Annotated in this window: 19 protein-coding genes and 2 riboswitches; of the genes, 13 read left to right on the top strand and 6 right to left on the bottom strand. The window is 63.4% G+C overall.

What is annotated here, in order from left to right; translation table 11 throughout:
• The first annotated feature begins 211 nt into the window (after nt 1-211).
• The 4 genes from CH294_RS13890 to CH294_RS13905 are packed head-to-tail and all read left to right on the top strand — an operon-like array spanning nt 212 to nt 3,349.
• Nucleotides 212-1,072 (top strand): TauD/TfdA family dioxygenase, encoded by an 861-nt coding sequence (locus CH294_RS13890; protein ID WP_037148919.1) that lies wholly within the window; start codon nt 212-214, stop codon nt 1,070-1,072.
• Between the two features lie 34 nt (nt 1,073-1,106).
• Nucleotides 1,107-1,634, top strand: coding sequence for a hypothetical protein (locus CH294_RS13895; RefSeq protein WP_094738255.1), 528 nt, complete (start codon nt 1,107-1,109; stop codon nt 1,632-1,634).
• Nucleotides 1,635-1,679: 45 nt separating this feature from the next.
• A complete protein-coding gene (locus CH294_RS13900; protein WP_037172108.1) occupies nt 1,680-2,093 on the top strand; it encodes a rhodanese-like domain-containing protein in 414 nt (137 codons plus the stop codon).
• A gap of 41 nt (nt 2,094-2,134) precedes the next feature.
• On the top strand, nt 2,135-3,349 hold the full coding sequence (locus CH294_RS13905) for an O-succinylhomoserine sulfhydrylase (RefSeq protein ID WP_094738415.1): 1,215 nt from the start codon (nt 2,135-2,137) through the stop codon (nt 3,347-3,349).
• A gap of 5 nt (nt 3,350-3,354) precedes the next feature.
• Here the strand turns inward: CH294_RS13905 and CH294_RS13910 are convergent, their stop codons facing one another.
• From CH294_RS13910 to CH294_RS13925, 4 genes are all read right to left on the bottom strand, one after another.
• The gene (locus CH294_RS13910) at nt 3,355-4,296 is read right to left on the bottom strand and encodes a TauD/TfdA family dioxygenase (RefSeq protein WP_037148901.1); all 942 of its coding nucleotides are present in this window, start codon (nt 4,294-4,296) and stop codon (nt 3,355-3,357) included.
• Between the two features lie 152 nt (nt 4,297-4,448).
• Nucleotides 4,449-5,522 carry an isochorismate synthase gene (locus CH294_RS13915; protein ID WP_094738256.1) on the bottom strand — a complete coding sequence of 358 codons (1,074 nt, stop codon included), beginning with the start codon at nt 5,520-5,522 and terminating at the stop codon, nt 4,449-4,451.
• Nucleotides 5,522-6,280 carry an HAD-IIA family hydrolase gene (locus CH294_RS13920; RefSeq protein WP_068053998.1) on the bottom strand — a complete coding sequence of 253 codons (759 nt, stop codon included), beginning with the start codon at nt 6,278-6,280 and terminating at the stop codon, nt 5,522-5,524. Before CH294_RS13920 ends, CH294_RS13915 begins: the two co-directional genes overlap by 1 nt.
• Before the next feature lie 120 nt (nt 6,281-6,400).
• Entirely contained in the window at nt 6,401-6,697 is a 297-nt protein-coding gene (locus CH294_RS13925; protein WP_094738257.1) for a WhiB family transcriptional regulator, read from the bottom strand.
• Between CH294_RS13925 and CH294_RS27480 the strand changes: the two genes are divergently transcribed.
• The 7 genes from CH294_RS27480 to CH294_RS13955 all read left to right on the top strand — a co-directional run bounded on the left by CH294_RS27480 (nt 6,696) and on the right by CH294_RS13955 (nt 12,949).
• Nucleotides 6,696-6,845: a hypothetical protein gene (locus CH294_RS27480; RefSeq protein WP_170944717.1), complete on the top strand. Its 150-nt coding sequence runs from the start codon at nt 6,696-6,698 to the stop codon at nt 6,843-6,845. The two genes, CH294_RS13925 and CH294_RS27480, sit on opposite strands and share 2 nt — an antisense overlap.
• 98 nt (nt 6,846-6,943) lie before the next feature.
• Nucleotides 6,944-8,308, top strand: coding sequence for an LLM class flavin-dependent oxidoreductase (locus tag CH294_RS13930; RefSeq protein ID WP_094738258.1), 1,365 nt, complete (start codon nt 6,944-6,946; stop codon nt 8,306-8,308).
• Between the two features lie 83 nt (nt 8,309-8,391).
• A riboswitch (SAM riboswitch) is annotated at nt 8,392-8,489 on the top strand.
• A gap of 186 nt (nt 8,490-8,675) precedes the next feature.
• Nucleotides 8,676-9,572, top strand: coding sequence for an amino acid ABC transporter permease (locus CH294_RS13935; protein WP_230592365.1), 897 nt, complete (start codon nt 8,676-8,678; stop codon nt 9,570-9,572).
• Nucleotides 9,569-10,360 carry an amino acid ABC transporter ATP-binding protein gene (locus CH294_RS13940; RefSeq protein ID WP_094738259.1) on the top strand — a complete coding sequence of 264 codons (792 nt, stop codon included), beginning with the start codon at nt 9,569-9,571 and terminating at the stop codon, nt 10,358-10,360. Before CH294_RS13935 ends, CH294_RS13940 begins: the two co-directional genes overlap by 4 nt.
• Before the next feature lie 34 nt (nt 10,361-10,394).
• Nucleotides 10,395-11,372: an ABC transporter substrate-binding protein gene (locus CH294_RS13945; protein ID WP_094738260.1), complete on the top strand. Its 978-nt coding sequence runs from the start codon at nt 10,395-10,397 to the stop codon at nt 11,370-11,372.
• Nucleotides 11,373-11,379: 7 nt separating this feature from the next.
• On the top strand, nt 11,380-12,408 hold the full coding sequence (locus tag CH294_RS13950) for an FAD-dependent oxidoreductase (protein WP_094738261.1): 1,029 nt from the start codon (nt 11,380-11,382) through the stop codon (nt 12,406-12,408).
• 16 nt (nt 12,409-12,424) lie between these two features.
• Nucleotides 12,425-12,949: a GNAT family N-acetyltransferase gene (locus CH294_RS13955; protein WP_094738262.1), complete on the top strand. Its 525-nt coding sequence runs from the start codon at nt 12,425-12,427 to the stop codon at nt 12,947-12,949.
• A 71-nt stretch (nt 12,950-13,020) separates the two neighbouring features.
• Here CH294_RS13955 and CH294_RS13960 read toward each other — a convergent pair whose 3' ends face one another.
• Together CH294_RS13960 and CH294_RS13965 are read right to left on the bottom strand one after the other, a co-directional pair.
• Nucleotides 13,021-13,359 (bottom strand): TfoX/Sxy family protein, encoded by a 339-nt coding sequence (locus CH294_RS13960; RefSeq protein ID WP_094738263.1) that lies wholly within the window; start codon nt 13,357-13,359, stop codon nt 13,021-13,023.
• Nucleotides 13,360-13,509: 150 nt separating this feature from the next.
• The gene (locus CH294_RS13965; RefSeq protein WP_094738264.1) at nt 13,510-15,309 is read right to left on the bottom strand and encodes an HNH endonuclease signature motif containing protein; all 1,800 of its coding nucleotides are present in this window, start codon (nt 15,307-15,309) and stop codon (nt 13,510-13,512) included.
• A gap of 312 nt (nt 15,310-15,621) precedes the next feature.
• Between CH294_RS13965 and CH294_RS13970 the strand changes: the two genes are divergently transcribed.
• Both CH294_RS13970 and CH294_RS13975 read left to right on the top strand, forming a co-directional pair.
• Entirely contained in the window at nt 15,622-16,176 is a 555-nt protein-coding gene (locus CH294_RS13970) for a hypothetical protein (RefSeq protein WP_094738265.1), read from the top strand.
• Nucleotides 16,177-16,279: 103 nt separating this feature from the next.
• A riboswitch (SAM riboswitch) is annotated at nt 16,280-16,373 on the top strand.
• A 255-nt stretch (nt 16,374-16,628) separates the two neighbouring features.
• Nucleotides 16,629-18,209, top strand: coding sequence for an ABC transporter substrate-binding protein (locus CH294_RS13975; RefSeq protein ID WP_249305299.1), 1,581 nt, complete (start codon nt 16,629-16,631; stop codon nt 18,207-18,209).
• Nucleotides 18,210-18,213: the final 4 nt, after the last annotated feature.

Genomic DNA, 18,213 nt, shown 5'->3' on the forward strand with positions numbered 1-18,213 from the left:
GGTTTCCGGTAGGAATTGACCCGTGGAGACGACATACCTGGTCCGACGGTTCACCGTCGACTTCTGTCGTACCTGCACCAACATGTGTTGTCGGTGACCTGACCCGACGCCCTTCCCCTCCTTCCGGACGAGATCCGCTGGGACGGGATCCCTCTTTCGACGGCAGCGCTGCCTGAATCAGCCCTTTCGCCGTGCACAGATTCGAGGACACATGACCACTCTGGAACAGACCGCCACCCTCACGCTCGACAAGCTCGGCCCGTCGTTCGGGGCCGAGGTCATCGGCCTCGACGTCGCGTCGGCGTCCGATGCGCAGATCCACGCCGTGCGCCGAGCCCTCGTCGAATACAAGGTTCTGGTGCTGCGCGGGCAAACGCTCGACGACGCGGCACACGTCGAATTCGGCCGCCGTCTCGGTGACCTCACTGCCGGTCACCCGGTACACGACAGTGGCCACGTCGCCCCCGAGGTGTACGCGCTCGACAGTCAGGACAACGGGTTCGCCGACGTCTGGCACACCGACGTCACCTTCATGGAACGTCCGCCGATGGGGTCGATCCTGCGCCCCGTCGTCCTGCCCCCACACGGCGGCGACACCAACTGGGCCGACAGCCAGCTCGCCTACGAGTCCCTCTCGGCACCGGTACGCCGAATGATCGACGGGCTCACCGCGATTCACGACGGCAACCGCGAATTCGGCTACTACCTCGCGCAGAAGCGCGGCGGTAAGGGCAACGTGTGGGACGGCAAGGAAGTCACCGCGCTGGTCCCCGTCGAACATCCCGTCGTGCGGGTGCATCCGGAAACCGGCCGCAAGGGGCTGTTCGTCAATCCTGGTTTCACCTCCCACATCGTGGGCGTGTCGGAGGCGGAGAGCCGCGGAATTCTTGACCTGCTCTACGCGCACCTCACCAAGCCCGAGCACATCGTGCGACACCGCTGGCGTCTCGGTGATCTGGTGCTGTGGGACAACCGGAGCACCTCGCACTACGCCAACCGCGACTACGGCACCGAGCACCGCAAGATGCACCGCATCACGTTGCGCGGAGACATTCCCGTCGGACCCCGGTAGTTCCGGGCCCGTTGGATCGAGGAAGATTGCCTACATGGCGTCGTGGAGTGAACGTAGGCAGCAGTGGGTCGACAGTCGTGAGGAAGCGCGTAACAACGCGTCCGAAGCGGCCGCCGACTCCGGTGAGCAGCGTCCGCCCAACGCGTGGCCGTTCATCATCGCCGCGGGAATCGTCGTCGTTCTGCTCGTCGGTATCTTCGCGGCGTCGAAGTTCGCTCCCGCCGAGAACAATGTGACGCAGGCGCAGCTGCTCACCGACGCCGTCGACGGATTCCTCGAAGCACAGAACACCGGCGATGCGGATCTGTTGCGCGAGAACACCTGCTTCGACCAGGTTGCGCTCCTCGTTCCCGGCGACGACGCGCAGTACCGAACCGATCGAGCAGGCGAGGTCGAGCGCAACGGCGAGACGTCGATCGACGGGGTGCCGTCGGAGTACGAGGTCAACGGCGACCGCGGTGTGGTGAAGGTCCCGCTGAAGGAAGAGAAATCCGGAGTGCAGACCGACGACCAGTGGAAGTTCGTCCGCGTCGACGACAAGTGGCTGGTCTGCAATGTCTGATCTCGGTTCGTGTGATGTATTGGCAAGTGACGGAAGGCTGATCCAGTGACCTACGCAGGTGACATAACCCCGGAAGCGGCGTGGGAGTTGTTGCAGAGCAACCCCGAGGCCGTGCTCGTGGATGTTCGTACGCGCGCCGAGTGGCAGTACGTCGGTGTTCCGGACACCTCCGGTATCGACCGTCCGACGCACCTGATCGAGTGGGTCAGCTACCCCGACGGTGCGCGCAACACCGATTTTGTCGATGACCTGAAAGCCGCAGGGGTGGACGGCGATCGGCCGGTGGTCTTCCTGTGCCGCTCCGGTCAGCGGTCCATCGGTGCCGCGGAAGCCGCGACGGCAGCGGGCATCGGTCCGTCCTACAACGTGCTCGACGGTTTCGAGGGTGCCACCGACGCCGACGGCCACCGCGGAGCCACGGGTTGGCGTGCGGTCGGGTTGCCCTGGAGGCAATCGTGAGCGGGAATCCAGGCGGCGGGCAGGAGCGCAGCGACAAGGGGATTCCCAAAGGCGGCGGATTCAACAAGCCCTTGCCCGAGGGTGTGGGTCAGGGAACGCTGGGAGTTCGCGGCGGCCTGATGCGATCCGGGTTCGACGAGAACGCCGAAGCGCTGTATCTCTCTTCGGGTTTCGTGTACGAGAGTGCCGGCGCGGCCGAGCAGGCCTTCACCGGCGACATCGATCATTTCGTCTACTCGCGGTACGGCAACCCGACAGTGAAGATGTTCGAGGAGCGACTGCGGTTGATCGAGGGTGCCGAGGCATGCTTCGGGACGTCCAGCGGCATGTCCGCGGTGTTCACCGCGCTCGGTGCGCTGCTGAAAGCCGGCGACCGATTGGTCGCTGCGCGTAGCCTTTTCGGGTCGTGCTTCGTGGTGTGCAACGAGATTCTGCCGCGCTGGGGCGTCGAGACCGTCTTCGTCGACGGCGAAGACCTCGAGCAGTGGGAGCAGGCGCTGTCGGTGCCGACGACGGCGGTGTTCTTCGAGACCCCGTCCAACCCGATGCAGTCGTTGGTCGATGTCAGGCGCGTCTCCGAGCTGGCGCATGCTGCCGGCGCAACGGTGGTGTTGGACAACGTGTTCGCGACGCCACTGCTGCAGCGCAGCCTCGAACTCGGGGCCGACGTGGTCGTGTACTCGGGCACCAAACACATCGACGGCCAGGGCCGGGTACTCGGCGGGGCGATCCTGGGCTCGAAGGAGTACATCGAAGGCCCGGTGCAGACTCTGATGCGGCACACCGGCCCTGCACTGAGCCCGTTCAACGCCTGGACCCTGCTCAAGGGGCTCGAGACGATGCCGGTGCGGGTGCGGCATTCGGTGAACTCCGCGCTGCAGATTGCCGAGTTCCTCGAAGCTCACCCTGCGGTGCGCTGGGTGAAATATCCTTTCCTGCAATCACATCCGCAGTACGAGCTGGCGAAGTCGCAGATGTCGGGCGGCGGAACCGTCGTGACCTTCGAGCTCGAAGCACCTGAGGGTGAAGGCAAGAAGCGCGCCTTCGAGGTGCTCGACGCGTTGCGTATCGTCGACATCTCCAACAATCTCGGCGACTCGAAGACACTGATCACCCATCCGGCCACCACCACGCACCGCGCGATGGGGCCGGAAGGTCGTGCGGCAGTGGGCATCACCGACGGCGTCGTGCGCATCTCGATCGGCCTCGAAGACACCGAGGACCTGATCGGAGACCTGGACCAGGCGCTGAAGTAGCTGGGTCAGAGTGTCACCGGTACCGGCTTGTCGATGAGGGAGTAGTGCGCGGCATCGCCGGCGACCACTCGGCTCTTCTCTCCGTTGGGGTGTACCGGCACGTCGCCCGCCAGGGTGATGCGTTCGAGGCGGCGGTACTGATCGTCCCAATCTGCGACGGCGTAGTGCTGGGTGGCGCGGTTGTCCCAGATGGCGACGTCGCCGAGGCTCCATGTCCAGCGAACAGTGTTCTCCAGCTTGGTCACTCGATTCTGTAGGAGATCGAACAGCGTCTGCGACTCCTTGGTCGACAATCCGATGAAGTTCTTGACGAAGTGGCCCAGAACCAGGGTCTTCTCACCGGTCTCGGGGTGTACTCGCACCACCGGATGCTCGGTCTCGAAGTAGGTGGACTGGAATTCCTTCCGGTACTCCTCGGTCTTCGAGTTCTGAATTTTCTCTGCCGCTGTCGCCGCATAGTCGTAGGTGTTCGAGTGGGTGGCCCAGAGGTTGTCGACCAACGCCTTCAACGAATCCGGCAGCTGCGCGTAGGCGGCAGTCTGTGACGCCCACGTGGTGTTCCCGCCGTACTCCGGGAGGCTGACCGCACGCAGGATCGAGGCCTTCGGGATGCGGTCGACGAAGGTCACATCCGAGTGCCAGCTGTTGGCCTTGCCGTAATCGGAGTCGATGGACAGCGTTCTGGTGCCGCGAGAAGTGACCGTGGGGTGCGGAGTGGTCGGCGATCCGAGTAGCTCCGCGAACGCATACTGGCTTTCGTCGTCGAGGTGGTGCTGGCCGCTGAAGAAGATCACCTTGTGTTCGAGCAGAGCGCGCCGAACGAACTCGACGGTGTTCGCATCCAGGTGGCCACCGAGTCGTACTCCCTCGATGCGGGCACCGAGATTGCCGCCGATCTTGATCGCACGCAGAGCTGTGTCATTCTCGACAAGAGTGTCCACCGACATGTCGGTACCTTTCGCTGGTTGAAGAACTGCCCGAATTGCGCCGGTGCAGTGCGGAATTCAACAAGCTGACCATTGTCGATCGTCGATGTACACAGTTCGATTCACCGTGATCTCAACGCGACGGGCGATCGGTAGCGGTGTCCGGAGCGACCTCAGTGCTCGAAAACGCTGAGTACCGTGCGGAACTTGGCCGTGGTTTCGTTCAGTTCGGCGTCGGGGTCGGAATCTGCGACGATGCCGCCGCCCGCTGTGGCCGTTCCAGAAAGTCCGTCCGCAGCGAGTTCGATGCAGCGGATCGTGACCATCCACTCGCCGTCGCCGCTGCCGTCGGTCCACCCGACGGCTCCGGCGTAGAAGCCGCGGGAGCCCTCGACGTCTGCGATCGCAGCCATGGCCGCGGCTCGGGGTACGCCCGCGACGGCAGCGGTGGGATGTAGCGCCAGCGCGAGGTCGAGCGCCGAGGTCGCGGGATCGGCCAAGGTGCCGACGATGGGTGTCGACAGGTGCCACAGCTGCGGAGTGCTGCTGAGTTGAGGTGACTCGGGCACATCGAGCGTCTCGCAGTACTGCTCCAACGCAGCACGGATCTCGTCGACGACAAATCGGTGCTCGGCCTGATCCTTGGCGCTAGCCGCCAACGCCGCGGAGATGCGTGCTTCTTCGACGGGATCGGTGGAACGCGCAGCCGTTCCGGCAAACGGATGGCAGGTGACGACGTTGCCGCGCTTGCGAACCAACAGTTCCGGGCTCGCGCCGACAATGTGCCTGCCGGTCTTACCTGCGGGCGACAGATCCGCCAGAAAGCCGTTGCCCATCGGATCTCGGGTGACCAGCGCGCTCAACACGGAGGCGGGATCGATCTGTGCATCTGCGGTCACTTCGATGGCCCGAGCGAGCACGATCTTCTCGGCCACACCGGCTTTCAGCTGCTCGACGACATCGCGCACTCGCTGCACATGGACGTCAGGATCGGGAATCTGGCGCGCGACGGTCACCGCCGGTAACGGCGGTTGAGCATCGACCGTCGACCAAGGCCCGTCGAGTCGGTAGAACTCCTCCGGCTCGATGAGGGCGGTGGCGTCGGACATGTCGAAAGGAATTGCGCCGACGACGTTTCGGCCCTCCCGCACCGCGGCCACCGCGTCGGCGACATCGGGAAAAGCGTGCCGGACGCCCAGTCCGACGACGTGGTGATCCTGCCGGGACAGGACGAATTCGAGTGTCATCAGAACGGGTTCTGAGTGCGGCCCACCAGGTCTGCGACGGAATCGAGGACCTTGGTCGGTCGGTACGGATACTGCTCGACGGACTGGACCGTCGAGATTCCGGTGAGAACCAGGATGGTCTGCAGTCCGGCTTCGAGACCGGAGAGCACGTCGGTGTCCATCCGGTCGCCGATCATCAGTGTGTTCTCGGAATGGCCGCCGATCGCACGCAGAGCCGACCGCATCATCAACGCGTTGGGCTTGCCCACGTAGTAGGGCTCTTTGCCGGTGGCCTTGGTGATGAGCGCGGCGACCGAACCGGTCGCCGGCAGCGAGCCCTCACGGGACGGGCCGGTGGCGTCGGGGTTGGTGGCGATGAAGCGCGAACCCTTCTCGACGAGACGAATGGCGGTGGTGATGGCCTCGAACGAGTACGTCCGGGTCTCACCGAGCACCACGTAATCCGGGCTCGAATCGGTGAGGGTGTAGCCGATGTCGTGCAGGGCCGTGGTCAGACCCGACTCGCCGACGACATAGGCGCTGCCGCCGGGACGCTGATTGCCGAGGAACGTCGCGGTGGCCAGAGCGGAAGTCCAGATCGACTTCTCCGGAATGTCCAGACCGGTGAATGCGAGGCGTGCGCGCAGGTCACGAGGGGTGCGAATCGAATTGTTCGTCAACACGATGAACGGAATCTCGTTGGCCTGGAGCTCGGCGAGGAACGTGTCGGCACCGGGAATCAAGTGATCCTCGTGCACCAGGACACCGTCCATGTCCATCAGATACGTCCACTGCTGAGGCTTCTCGGTTTCGCTCACCCGTCCATTGTGAACTACCGGGTCGAGCCGCAAGGTCGACTGCTGAACTATCGGGTCGTTCCGCCGGCTTCGCTCCTGCTACTAACTCGCCTGCCGTTCGTCGGCACGTCGCGAATTCGCGCGGTGAACCAGCCGTTCGCGGGCCGTCATGCCGCCCCACACTCCGAACGGTTCGTTGGCTGCCAACGCGAACCGCTTGCATGCGTCGAGCACTCCGCAGCCGGCGCACACCTGCTTGGCGCGATCCTCGCGTTGGCGACGTGCCGTTCGCCCCTCACCCGACGGGGAGAAGAAGATCTCCGAGTCCTGACCTCGGCACAGTGCATCGATCTGCCAGTCCCAGGATTCGGCGGTGGAGGAGATTCTGCGTTCGATCATGGCGATTGCGGTGTTCTTCGACGTGGCAGAGCTGTTCGGCATCGTGGCGACCCATTTCCTTTCGTCGACGCTGCGCGAGACCCAGCCCGCACAGAACGATTCGCTACCGAAAAGGCTCGCCGCGTCCAGGGCGCGACGCAATGGTTGAAATCAGGCTGATTCGAGGGGCTGTGCTCGGTGCGCTGCTGCCGTCCGCGGAGTGTTCCAGCATCGCCGGGTCGTGTGTGTTCGTGGCATGGTGGCGGTATGACTCGGCCGCTCAGGTTCTCCGCATTCGTCATGAACACCACCTCGCACATCGTGCACGGTGCGTGGCGCAAGCCGGAAGCAGAGCAGACGAATTTCGCGTCCCTCGAACACTGGGTCTCGCTGGCCCGACTGCTCGAGCAGGGGAAGTTCGACTTCATCTTCTTCGCGGACGTCGTCGGCCTGTACAACGACCACCGAGGCTCGTCGCGCAAGTTCGTCGAGTCCGGATTGCAGATCCCGAGCCACGATCCATCCGTAGTTGCATCGGCGATCGCCTATGCGACAGAACATCTGGGCATTGCGATCACGTCGTCGATCCTGCAGGAGCATCCCTTCAACTTCGCTCGCAAGATGTCCACCCTCGATCACGCGTCGCAGGGTCGGATCGCCTGGAACATCGTGACGAGCATGTCGGCCAACGCGTGGCGCAACTTCGGCTTCGGCGATCTGGCCCTGCACGAGGACCGATACGCCTGGGCGGACGAGTACGTCGAGGTGGTCTACAAGCTCTGGGAAGGTTCCTGGGACGACGGAGCTCTGCTGCAGGACAAAGAGACCGGGGTGCACGCGGACTTCTCCAAAGTGCACACGATCGATCACGTGGGCAAGCGCTACCGCGTCGAAGGGCCGCATCTGTCTGCGCCGTCGCCGCAGCGCACGCCGGTGCTGTTCCAGGCAGGTTCCTCGCCGACGGGTCGACGCTTCGCGGCCCGAAATGCCGAAGCGCAGTTCATTGCGTCCCCGTCACCCGAAGCCGCCCATGCGCTGATTGCCGACACGCGGCGGCTGGTGGTCGACAATGGCAGAGCAGCACACGATCTCGAGTTCTATCAGGGGCTGTCGTTCGTCATCGGGAGCACCGATGACGAAGCGCGACGGAAGGAAGCGGAGCTGGACGAGTTCGTCGACGACGAGGCGATGATCGCGCATGCGGCCGGCGGCATCGGCATCGATCTGGGCTCCTACGATCTGGACACCCCGATCGGCGAAGTGCAGGGGGAGGGGTCGCAGAGCACGTTGGCGTGGCTTCGCGAAGCGATCACCGACAGAGAACCCACCGTTCGCGATCTCGCGCACATGCGGACTCGGAGCGGCCGGGTGGTGGGAACGCCCGAGTCCATCGCCGATCGTCTCGAACAGTGGCGCAACGCCGGTGTCGACGGCATCAACGTCATCAACTCCACCCTTCCCGGAAGCTACGTCGAGTTCGTGGAACACGTACTGCCGGTCCTGCAGCAGCGGGGGTTGGCCAAGCGTGAATACGAGACCGGCACTGTCAGGCGCAAGCTGACCGGTGTCGATCGCCTGCCCGACGCGCATCCCGCCGCCCGCTTTCGGGGAGCATTCGGCCGATCGCTCTGACGGCAAGAGTTGAAATCAGCGTGATTACAACCCGAAGTAACACGCGCACTTGACTTTTCAATCCGAAGTTCTATACATTCCTGTCACCATCCAGAGCGACCGAGAGACCTTGGCTCGATGACGTCGCAGCAACCCCCTTCCTCGCCGAAGGTGTGGGTGCTACCGCCAGGACCGATGGAGGCACGCCTGATGAACATCTGTACCTGTACGCACGCTTGACCGATTCGCGTACCCACAGCTCTAATTCTCCGAAAGGCAATACGGCGATGATCGCTGCCCATCCGACCCGGCGGTTCCGGTGACTCAACTACAAGCTCGACCTGCGGCCTCGAACCCCGGTGATGACGCGCAGGTCCCCGACGAGCAGCTGGTCGTAGCGAAGAAGTGGCATCCGTGGCGGTGGGTGATCAGCATCGCCACCCTGGTCGTGGTTGCCCAGTTTCTGCACGGCTTCGCCACCAATCCGGGTTGGGACTGGGGTACGTTCGCCCAGTACTTCACCGCGCAATCGGTGCTCTCGGCCCTGTGGCTCACCATCCAGCTCACGTTCTGGGGAACCCTGATCGGCTTCGCGCTCGGTATCGCCTTGGCGGTCGCGCGATTGTCGAACAATCCTGTCCTACAGGTGATCGCGTGGTTCTATATCTGGGCGTTCCGGTCCATTCCTCTGATCGTGCAGCTGCTGTTCTGGTTCAACATCGCGTATCTCTACCAAACCCTGTCGGTGGGAATTCCGTTCGGACCCAGCTTCTTCGAGTTCGACGTCAACAACGTCATCAGCGGGTCGACGGCTGCGATCGTCGGACTCGCTCTGCATCAGGCTGCATATTCCGCTGAGATCGTCCGCGCCGGCATCATCTCCGTAGATCAGGGACAGCTGGAAGCGTCTGCAGCACTGGGTATTCCGAAAAGGCGAGAGTTCTTCAAGATCATTCTTCCGCAGGCGATGCGAGGCATTCTCCCCAACGCGGCCAACGAGGTGATCAGCCTGTTCAAGGGCACCTCGATCGTCTCCGTCATGGCCATCGCCGAGCTGTTCTACCAGGTTCAGGTCATCTACGGCCGAAGCGGCCGAGTGGTACCGCTGCTGATGGTGGCCACTGTCTGGTACATCATTCTCACCTCGATTCTGTCGGTGGTGCAGTACTACGTGGAGCGGCACTACGCCAAGGGAGCGGTCCGCACCATCGAACTCACTCCCGTCCAGAAGCTGCGAAAGAAGTTGGCCGAGATCACTCTCGCCCCGCGAGGAGCGACACGATGACCACACTCGATGCCACGACGTCCGCGAAGACCTATGCCGTCGAGGTGCGCGGCGTACACAAGTCCTACGGTTCCCTCGAAGTGCTCAGAGGCGTCGACCTCGTCGTCCGGCCCGGGGAGGTCACCGCAGTCATCGGCCCGTCCGGATCGGGTAAATCGACTCTGCTGCGCATCATCAACCACCTCGAGAAAGTCGACCAGGGGACTGTCCGGGTCGACGGCGATCTGGTCGGCTACGAACGCAAGGGTGCCAAGCTGCACGAGCTGAGCAACCGTGAGATTCTGCGTCAGCGTTCGCAGATCGGGTTCGTATTCCAGAACTTCAACCTCTTCCCGCACCTGACCGTGCTCGAGAACGTCGTCGAGGCTCCCATCTCGGCGCAGAAGCGTAAGCGCGTCGACGTCGAGCCCGAGGCGCTTGCGCTGCTCGAGCGGGTGGGTGTCGGCGCGAAAGCGCACGACTACCCGCGTCGGCTTTCCGGGGGCCAGCAGCAGAGAGTGGCCATCGCGAGGGCACTGGCGCTGCGCCCCAAAGTGATTCTGTTCGACGAGCCCACCTCGGCGCTCGATCCGGAGCTCGTCGGCGAGGTACTGGAAGTCATCCGCGGACTTGCCCGCGATGGTGCCACGCTGGTGATCGTCACCCACGAAGTCGCCTTCGCCCGCGACATCGCCGACACCATTGTATTCATGGACGCCGGCGTCATCGTCGAACAGGGAACTCCTGCAGCACTTCTCGACTCCCCGCAGCACGAGCGGACCAAAGCTTTCCTCTCCCACGTTCTGTAAACCACCTCACTTCAGCGAAAGACGGACAACACTCATGTCGAAACCATCACGCAGGCTGACGGTCATAGCCGCAGCAATGGCCATCGTGGCGCTCACCGCGACCGCCTGCAGCGAACCCGAGGCCGAGTCGCAGGTCGTGACCGAGGGCGGGCAAAGCTTCGACCTCACACCCGAGCAGACCGAAAGAGTCCGAGTCGACAAGGTAGACGAGATCGCCGCAAAAGTGCCACAGGCCATTCGAGATCGAGGCACGCTGATCGTCACCGGCGCGGGCGGAACTGCGCCGCCGCTGCGCTTCTACGCCACCGACGACACCACCATCGTCGGATCCGAGGTCGACTTCTCCTACCTCGTCGGAGATATTCTCGGGCTGGACGTCGATCTGCAAGTTGCCGACTGGTCGCAGAACTTCGTCAAGATCGACTCCGGTGAGAACGACGTGTTCATCTCCAACGTCACGGTCACCGAGGAGCGAAAAGACAAGTACGACTTCGCCACCTACCGGCTCGACAATCTTGCGTTCGAGACCCAGAAGGACACCGACTGGAAGGTGGAGAAGCGTCAGGACATCGCCGGCAAGAAGATCGGCGTCGGGTCCGGCACCAACCAGGAACAGCTGTTGGTGGACTGGAACGAGGCGAACGTGGCCGAGGGTCTCGCGCCGGCTGAGCTGGCCTACTACCAGAACACCTCCGACTACTATTTGGCATTGGGATCCAAGCGCATCGACGGTTATCTCGGGCCGAACCCCTCTGCTGTCTACCACGCCGCGACCAGTGGCGAATCGAAGGTTGTCGGCACCTTCTCTGGGGCCGGTGACGCGCTGCAGGGTGAGATCGCGGTGCTGACGAAGAAGGACAACGGTCTCATCGAGGCGGTCCGCGAGGCGCTCCAACATGCCATCGACGATGGCAGCTACCAGAAGGTGATCGACCGCTGGGGTCTGCAGTCCGAGGCTGTGTCCGAGTCGGTCATCAACCCGCCCGGGCTGCCCCGCAAGCCCGCAGCGTAGGCAGACGGTGAAAGTAGTAGTCGTCGGTGGCGGCATCATGGGAGCGTCGTCGGCGTGGCAGATTGCGCGACGCGGTCATGACGTCACCCTGCTCGAGCAGTTCGGGCCGGGGCACAAGAACGGTGCCTCGCACGGCAGCTCGCGAATTTTTCGGCACGCATATGCCGACGACTACTACGTGGCACTGGCCGCCCGGGCACACGGACTTTGGCGTGAGCTCGAAACCGCTACCGACTCAGAATTGTTGGACATCACGGGAGCCGTCGATCATGGAGATCCGAGCACGGTGAATCCGAGGATCGGCGCACTCGAGCGGACGGGTCTGGAGTTCGAAGTGTTGGAACCCATTGCTGCGCAGCGGCGGTGGCCCGGTCTACGATTCGACACCACAGTGCTGTTCCATGCTGCGGCCGGGCGACTTCACGCCGATCACAGCGTCGCCGCAGCTGTAGCGGCAGCTCGCTCACGCGGTGCGACGGTCGAATACGAGACGCCCGTGCGTGAGATCTCCGGCTCCGACGTGGTGACGGATACCCACACCTACGGTGCGGACGTGGTCGTTCTCGCGGCGGGAGCATGGACGGCCGAGTTCGCGCCGTACGGTGCCACTCCGCCGTTGGTCACCACGCAGGAGCAGCCGGCGCATTTCGCGCCGTTGCTTTCCGACGAATTGTGGCCGAGCTTCATCCACCACCCCGGTGCACTTCTCGATACTGCCGGCATCTACGGGTTGTCGTCGCCCGACGGCGTCAAGATCGGCGAGCATGCCACCGGACCGGTCGTCGATCCGCACACCCGCGACTTCGTGGCCGATCCCGCGGGAGTCGATCGCCTGATCGAGTACGCACGGACGTGGCTTCCTGGAGTGAACGCCGATACGGCCGACCCGCTGACGTGTCTGTACACCAGTACTCCCGATTCCAACTTCTCCATCGGACGCAGTGGCAAAACCGTTGTGGCTGCGGGATTTTCGGGCCACGGATTCAAGTTCGCCCCTGCGGTCGGGGAATTGGTCGCAGATCTGGTCGACGGATAATCGAGACAGGAAGCATATGAGCGCAACGTTCGATCTGAACACTCGCAGTGGCGACACCGGTCCAGTACGGCTGAACTTCGTCGAGGTCGATCAGAACGATCCCCTTGCGACGCCTCTGCTGCAGGAGCTGGCGGCCGAGTATGCGTCCAGGTACGGCCGCAGTCCCGGCGTTCAATATCAAGAATTGAAGTCCTATCCCGCTCGAGAGTTCGCCCCTCCGGGCGGTGTGCTGGTGATGGCGTTGGACGACGGTGTTCCGGTTGCCGGCGGCGCGTACCGGCAGTACGACTCGACTACCGCCGAGCTCAAGCGAATCTGGACCTCGAAAGCGCACCGCGGTAGGGGATTCGGAAAACTCGTTGTGGCCGAGTTGGAACGCAGCGCACGCGATCGTGGATATCGCCGGGTGTATCTGACAACCGGCTGGAATCAGCCTGAAGCAGTTGCCCTGTACCTGGCAGCCGGATACACCCCATTGTTCGACCGGAGCTTGCCGTCCAAGACTGTCGGATCACATCCCTTCGAGAAGAGTCTCGAATGAATCCGCGGCAGTGAGTTCCCGGCTTACTCCGTAGGTGGGTGCGGCACAGCCGAGGAGCGTTTCGGTGCCGGTCAGCCGGCCGCGGTGGTGTTGTGTTCGAGCGCCGCGGCGATCCAGAATTCCAGCGCTGTTTCGCCCGTCAGTGCGTTCGCATCGACGGTGATCCACCCTGCGCCCATCGACCGAGCTTGGCCCATCACGGCATGGTCTGTTCCGTCGCGCTCGAGGTATTCGGGTTCGCGAACTCCGTCCACCCGAACCAGCAGAGCACGATTCCCGGTGCCGACGCACACCACCATCTTGTCTCGCACCATGAAGGCCAGACCGCCGAACATTTTCTGCTCGCGCAGACTTTCCTGATCGGAGAGGATGTCGCGAACGCGGTCTGCAAGTAGCTCGTCGTACGCCATGTGCTTGCGCCCCTTCGATGGTCGTTGCCCTTATCGAAGACCTGATCGGTAGTGGGCGCAAGAGTAGATCACTCGCCGTGTGGCATGCCCTTGGCTTCAGCGCATGTCTGTGCAGCAAGCAGAGCTGTGCCCTGAGGCTGGTGTGGGTCGTCATGCGGGTTGTCGTGGTTCCTCGTCTCCGGTGTCGCCGTGCTGTTCGGGTGGGTAGAGGACTTCTTCTGGGTGGTGTGCGTGATTGATCAGCCCACGGCGCTTGGGGTCCATTCCCGATGGTGGATGCCACAGGGTGCGGCCTGGGTAGCGATGTCCTGCTCCGGTTTTGGTGGTTGCCCACTTGCCGGGGCCGGTGCCGACGAGTGCGTGGTGCATGTCGCAGCCGAAGGTGAGGGAGTCGATGTCGGTGTAGCCGCCGTCGGTCCAGTCGTCGAGGTGGTGGGCTTGGCACCAGGTAGCCGGCCGGGTGCAGGAGGGGAAGCTGCAGCCCCGGTCTCGGGCGATGAGCACGATGCGCTGGTCGGCGGAAGCGATCCGCTTGGATCGGCCGAGGTAGAGGGCTCTGCCGTCGTCGTCGAAAATGGTCAGGTAGTGGTGGGCGTGGGACGCCATACGGATCGCATCGCGGATCGACACTCGGGATCCGGTGCCGGTCATCGCGTAACCACAACCGGCGTCGAGATCTTTCAGGGTCATGGTGACGATCGCGGTGACGGGCAGGCCGCGGTGGGTGCCGAGGGTCCCGGAGGCGAGTGTGTGCCGCAGTGCCAGTTTCAGGGCGTCGTGACGGCGTTCGTTCTGGGTGCGTCGATCCCGCGCTGCGGCAGCATCCCGCGCTGCTGCCTTATCCGCGTCATCGTCGTCGTCATCATCGGCGTCGGATCCGGAGTGACCGCCGGGGTCGGCAGCGCCTGCAGTGTCGTCGGAGCCGTCGTATCCGTCGGAGTCGCGCGTGTCGTCGGGCTCTGTGCCGCAACCACAGTCGATACCGTCGCTGCAGTCGCCCTCACCGCAGGCATCGTTATCGTTGCAGTCCGTTCCATCCCACAGGCCTGCATCGCTCGACCCTGCATCGCGGGACGTCGGCTCGGGCTGCGATGCAGTGGACTTGCTGTCAGCGTCGTTCTCGTTGTCGACCGACGTGGGGTCTGCCGGGTTGTTCTGGCCGGGTTTCGCAGCTTTCGAGAACAGGGCTTCGAGGTAGGCGCGTAGTTCGGGGTCGACGCAGAAGTTGCCTTCCGACATCCCGTCGGCACCCTGCTCACCGAGGTAGAAGAACGCGTCGCGTCGTTTGCGTGGCTTGGGCTTACCGTCCTCGTCCTCGTCCTCGTCCTCGTCCTCGTCGTAGTCGCCGTCGGGGTTGAGGATCGAGTCCAGGTGCGCCACCAGCGGTGCGAAGTCGTCGGGGAGTCTGGTCGAGGCGTAGCCCACCAACTGCTGTTCTGCGAGATCCCGGGTCTGCGGGTCGACACTGGCCGGCAAGTGCTTGAAGAATTCGCGGATCATCTGCACATGCTTGGTATCGAGCAACCCCGCCCGTAGTGCTGCCGCGGTGTGCGGCAGCAGCGGAGGGAGGACTTCACCGGACAGTGCGGTGCGATCACCCAACTCCGCAGCCAGACGCACCCGTGCACCGGCTGCTCGTGGGGTGATCCGCAGCATCCACGCCACCGACGACGGCACCGACCCCGGATACACATCGAGGCCGTGCTGAGCGATCAACTCGTTGAGGCAGGTGTACGAGTACGCCGTCACCGATCGGGTGAGTGTTTCCATGCGTTGGATCACCGCACGCCGGTCGGCATTGGTCCACGACGCCGATGCCTGCGTGGCCAACTCGGCGAACGCGGACTCGACACGGTCCACCAGCACCGACAGGTCGGGATCGGACACCTCAGGGGCGGGCGGCACCGTTTCGATGCCGTCCACCCCTGATCCGCCGTCCCCCGAAAGCATGGACAGAATCTATCGCGACCCACCGACAAGTATTCGAACACACGTTCCCGGTCGTATTTGTCCGTCGAAACCGGCGGAGCATCGCACTATGTGGGGGATTACACATCGATCGAAAGTGTGACGTTGTCGATCTCGCGTAACGAGGGGTCGCGTAGATGCTGGTGGCGGGGTTCAATATCCCCCAAGGCGGACGTAACGACCTCAGCAGCGTTGCTTGTTTCGGTGACGAAAGCCGCTGCTTGTCAGTACCTCCGAACTCGACTGTCGGGTCGGTGTCCAATGTTGTGTGTTGACCCAGTGGGGACGATCGACATGAACGACGCATTTCGTTTCGCCGCTTCGTGCAGTTCACCGAAGGAACTGATCACTCGACTTCAGTTCGGTACGACGGACCTGTGGCCAGAGGAAGTCGCCCTTCCGACCCGTTGGCGCTACATGGCCGATCTGATCGATTCCGATCGAGGCATGCTCGTCGAACTCGACGGTGCACTGTCGACACCGGTTGTGGACGCGCTCGTTGCGACGGCGGAATTGTGCAGGCAATCGGCCACCGAGTCTGTGCCCGCGGCCGACTGGGAGTATCTCCGGCGGGCGTTGGGATGGCTCGAGCGCGGTAGTTCCGGTGTCGATCGCGCTCTCATCGCCGTGGGCGACGAGTTGGCACTCATGGGCCTCGACGGGGCGGAACAGGATTTCTCGGTTGCGACCTGGCTGTGCATGGACGTGCTGGATCGGTTTGCCTCGGCCGACGAAACGGTCGGGTATTGGGTGCATCGTGTGAACGCTCGGGTATCGAATATGGCTGAGCAGCAGCTTGATTCGGTCCCAATCGAAAGCGAGAACGCTGAGCTGACAGTGGCCGTCTGATTGGTAGGATTGGTCCTGTCCGGACTCTTCGAGGCTTCAGTCGGTGTGGGATTTCTACCCCAGTTGGCAAGTGCGCCGACCCTCTCGTAGTATCGGACACGTAGGACCATCCAGAGCGACCGAGAGACCTGGCTCGTTGACGTCGCAGCAACCCCCCGCTCGTCGGGTGAGGGTGCTACCGCCGGGACCGATGGAGGAATACACGTGAACACTCGAGTCGCCTCAGGTTTCGTCGACGGATGCCGTCGGATTCATGTCGATCTGTGCCGTCTGAACGGTTCGACCTGTCTTAGCTGACATTTCGGCACCGCACTTTTCGACACCACACCTCATCATCTGCACGAACTCCTTCCTGGGCGCACCTGGCTCGGACGCGGGAGTTCGCCTGCGATCGACCAGATACCGGAGACACCCACGTGTCCACTCGCCCTGTTCTTCTGGTGGCCGGAGTAATCGCCGCCACCACCACACTGCTCGCCGGGTGCGCAGGTAGCGCCAACACCTCGGCCGCCGACGCGGGCCCACCGCAGTCCGGAGGGACGCTGCGTTACGGCCTGTCCGGGGCTCCTACCTGCTCCGACCCGGCTCAGGCGGGTACAAATCAAACCATCTACGTCACCCGGCAGGTGGTCGATTCGCTTACCGACCAGAACCCTGAAACCGGAGAAGTCGAGCCATGGTTGGCCGAGAGTTGGGAGGTCGGTGCCGACGTTAAGTCCTTCACCTTCCAGCTGAAGGACGGTGTGACGTTCAGTGACGGCACCCCGCTCGACGCCACCGCCGTCAAGGACAATTTCGACGCCATCACCGGCACCCTCGGTGCCGCCAAGGCACCGCTGGCTGCGAGTTACCTGACCGGATATCAAGGTGCCACGGTCGTCGACCCGCTCACCATCCGCATCGACTTCTCGGCACCCAATGCGCAGTTCCTGCAAGCGAGTTCGACGCCTCAGCTCGGCATCCAGGCCGTCGCCACCTCGGCGCAGTCGGCGGAGTCGCGGTGCTTGGGTACCAACATCGGATCGGGACCGTTCACCTATGCGGACTACCAGCAGGACCGTTCCGTCGCGTTGGCCAAGCGAAGCGGATACGACTGGGGCTCTGCGGTATTCGGTCACGAGGGCGAGGCATACCTGGACCGTATCGAGTTCACCATCGTGCCCGAATCGGGTGTACGTACCGGCAGTCTTTCCTCCGACCAGCTCGACGCCGTCAGCGACGCGCTACCGCAGGACGCTCCGCAGATCGAGGCGACCGGTGGCCGGATTCTGACGGCATCCAACCCGGGCGTTCCGTTCGGCATTCAGCCCAACGTCACTCGCGGTGCGCTACAGGACCCCGCCGTCCGGACGGCCCTTGTACCGGCGATCAACCGTCAGGAACTCGTCGACACGGTCCTCGGACCGGACTTCCGAACGGCGACAAGCACGTTGGCCAGCGCCACGCCGGGTTACGTCGAACTCGCCGACGTCACCTACGATCCCGAGAAGTCGAAGTCGTTGCTCGACGCCGCAGGCTGGGCTCCCGGTGGAGACGGCATCCGTGAAAAGGACGGGCAGAAGCTGAGTTTCAAGGTCATGTACTCGGCGGTGTTCGCCGGCAACCAGGCGATTCTGGAGCTGACTCAACAGCAGCTGCGTGCAGTGGGCGTCGACCTACAGCTCGAACTGGTCTCCACTTCGGAGGCGACGGCACGGCAAGGCACGAAGGACTACGACGCGACGTACTACAACAGCACCCGCGCCGACGGTGACATTCTGCGCACCTCGTTTGCCGTGGACGGTCGGAACTTGAACGCGCGCGGCCCGATTCCGGATTTGGATGCATCGTTGACGGAGCAGCTCTCGACCACCGACGTGGCGGCCCGCAACGAGATCCTCGCAACCGCGCAGCAGCAGGTGCTCGACAACGGATTGTGGATTCCCACGATCGAGCTGTCGCAGGCAGTCGGCGCGGCGTCGAAAGTACAGGATCTGAAATTCGAGGCCTCCGCTCGCCTGCAGTTCTTCGACACCTGGCTGAGCGGGCAGTAGAGCC

Source organism: Rhodococcus sp. 14-2483-1-1 (assembly GCF_002259335.1).
Taxonomy (GTDB): Bacteria; Actinomycetota; Actinomycetes; order Mycobacteriales; family Mycobacteriaceae; genus Rhodococcoides.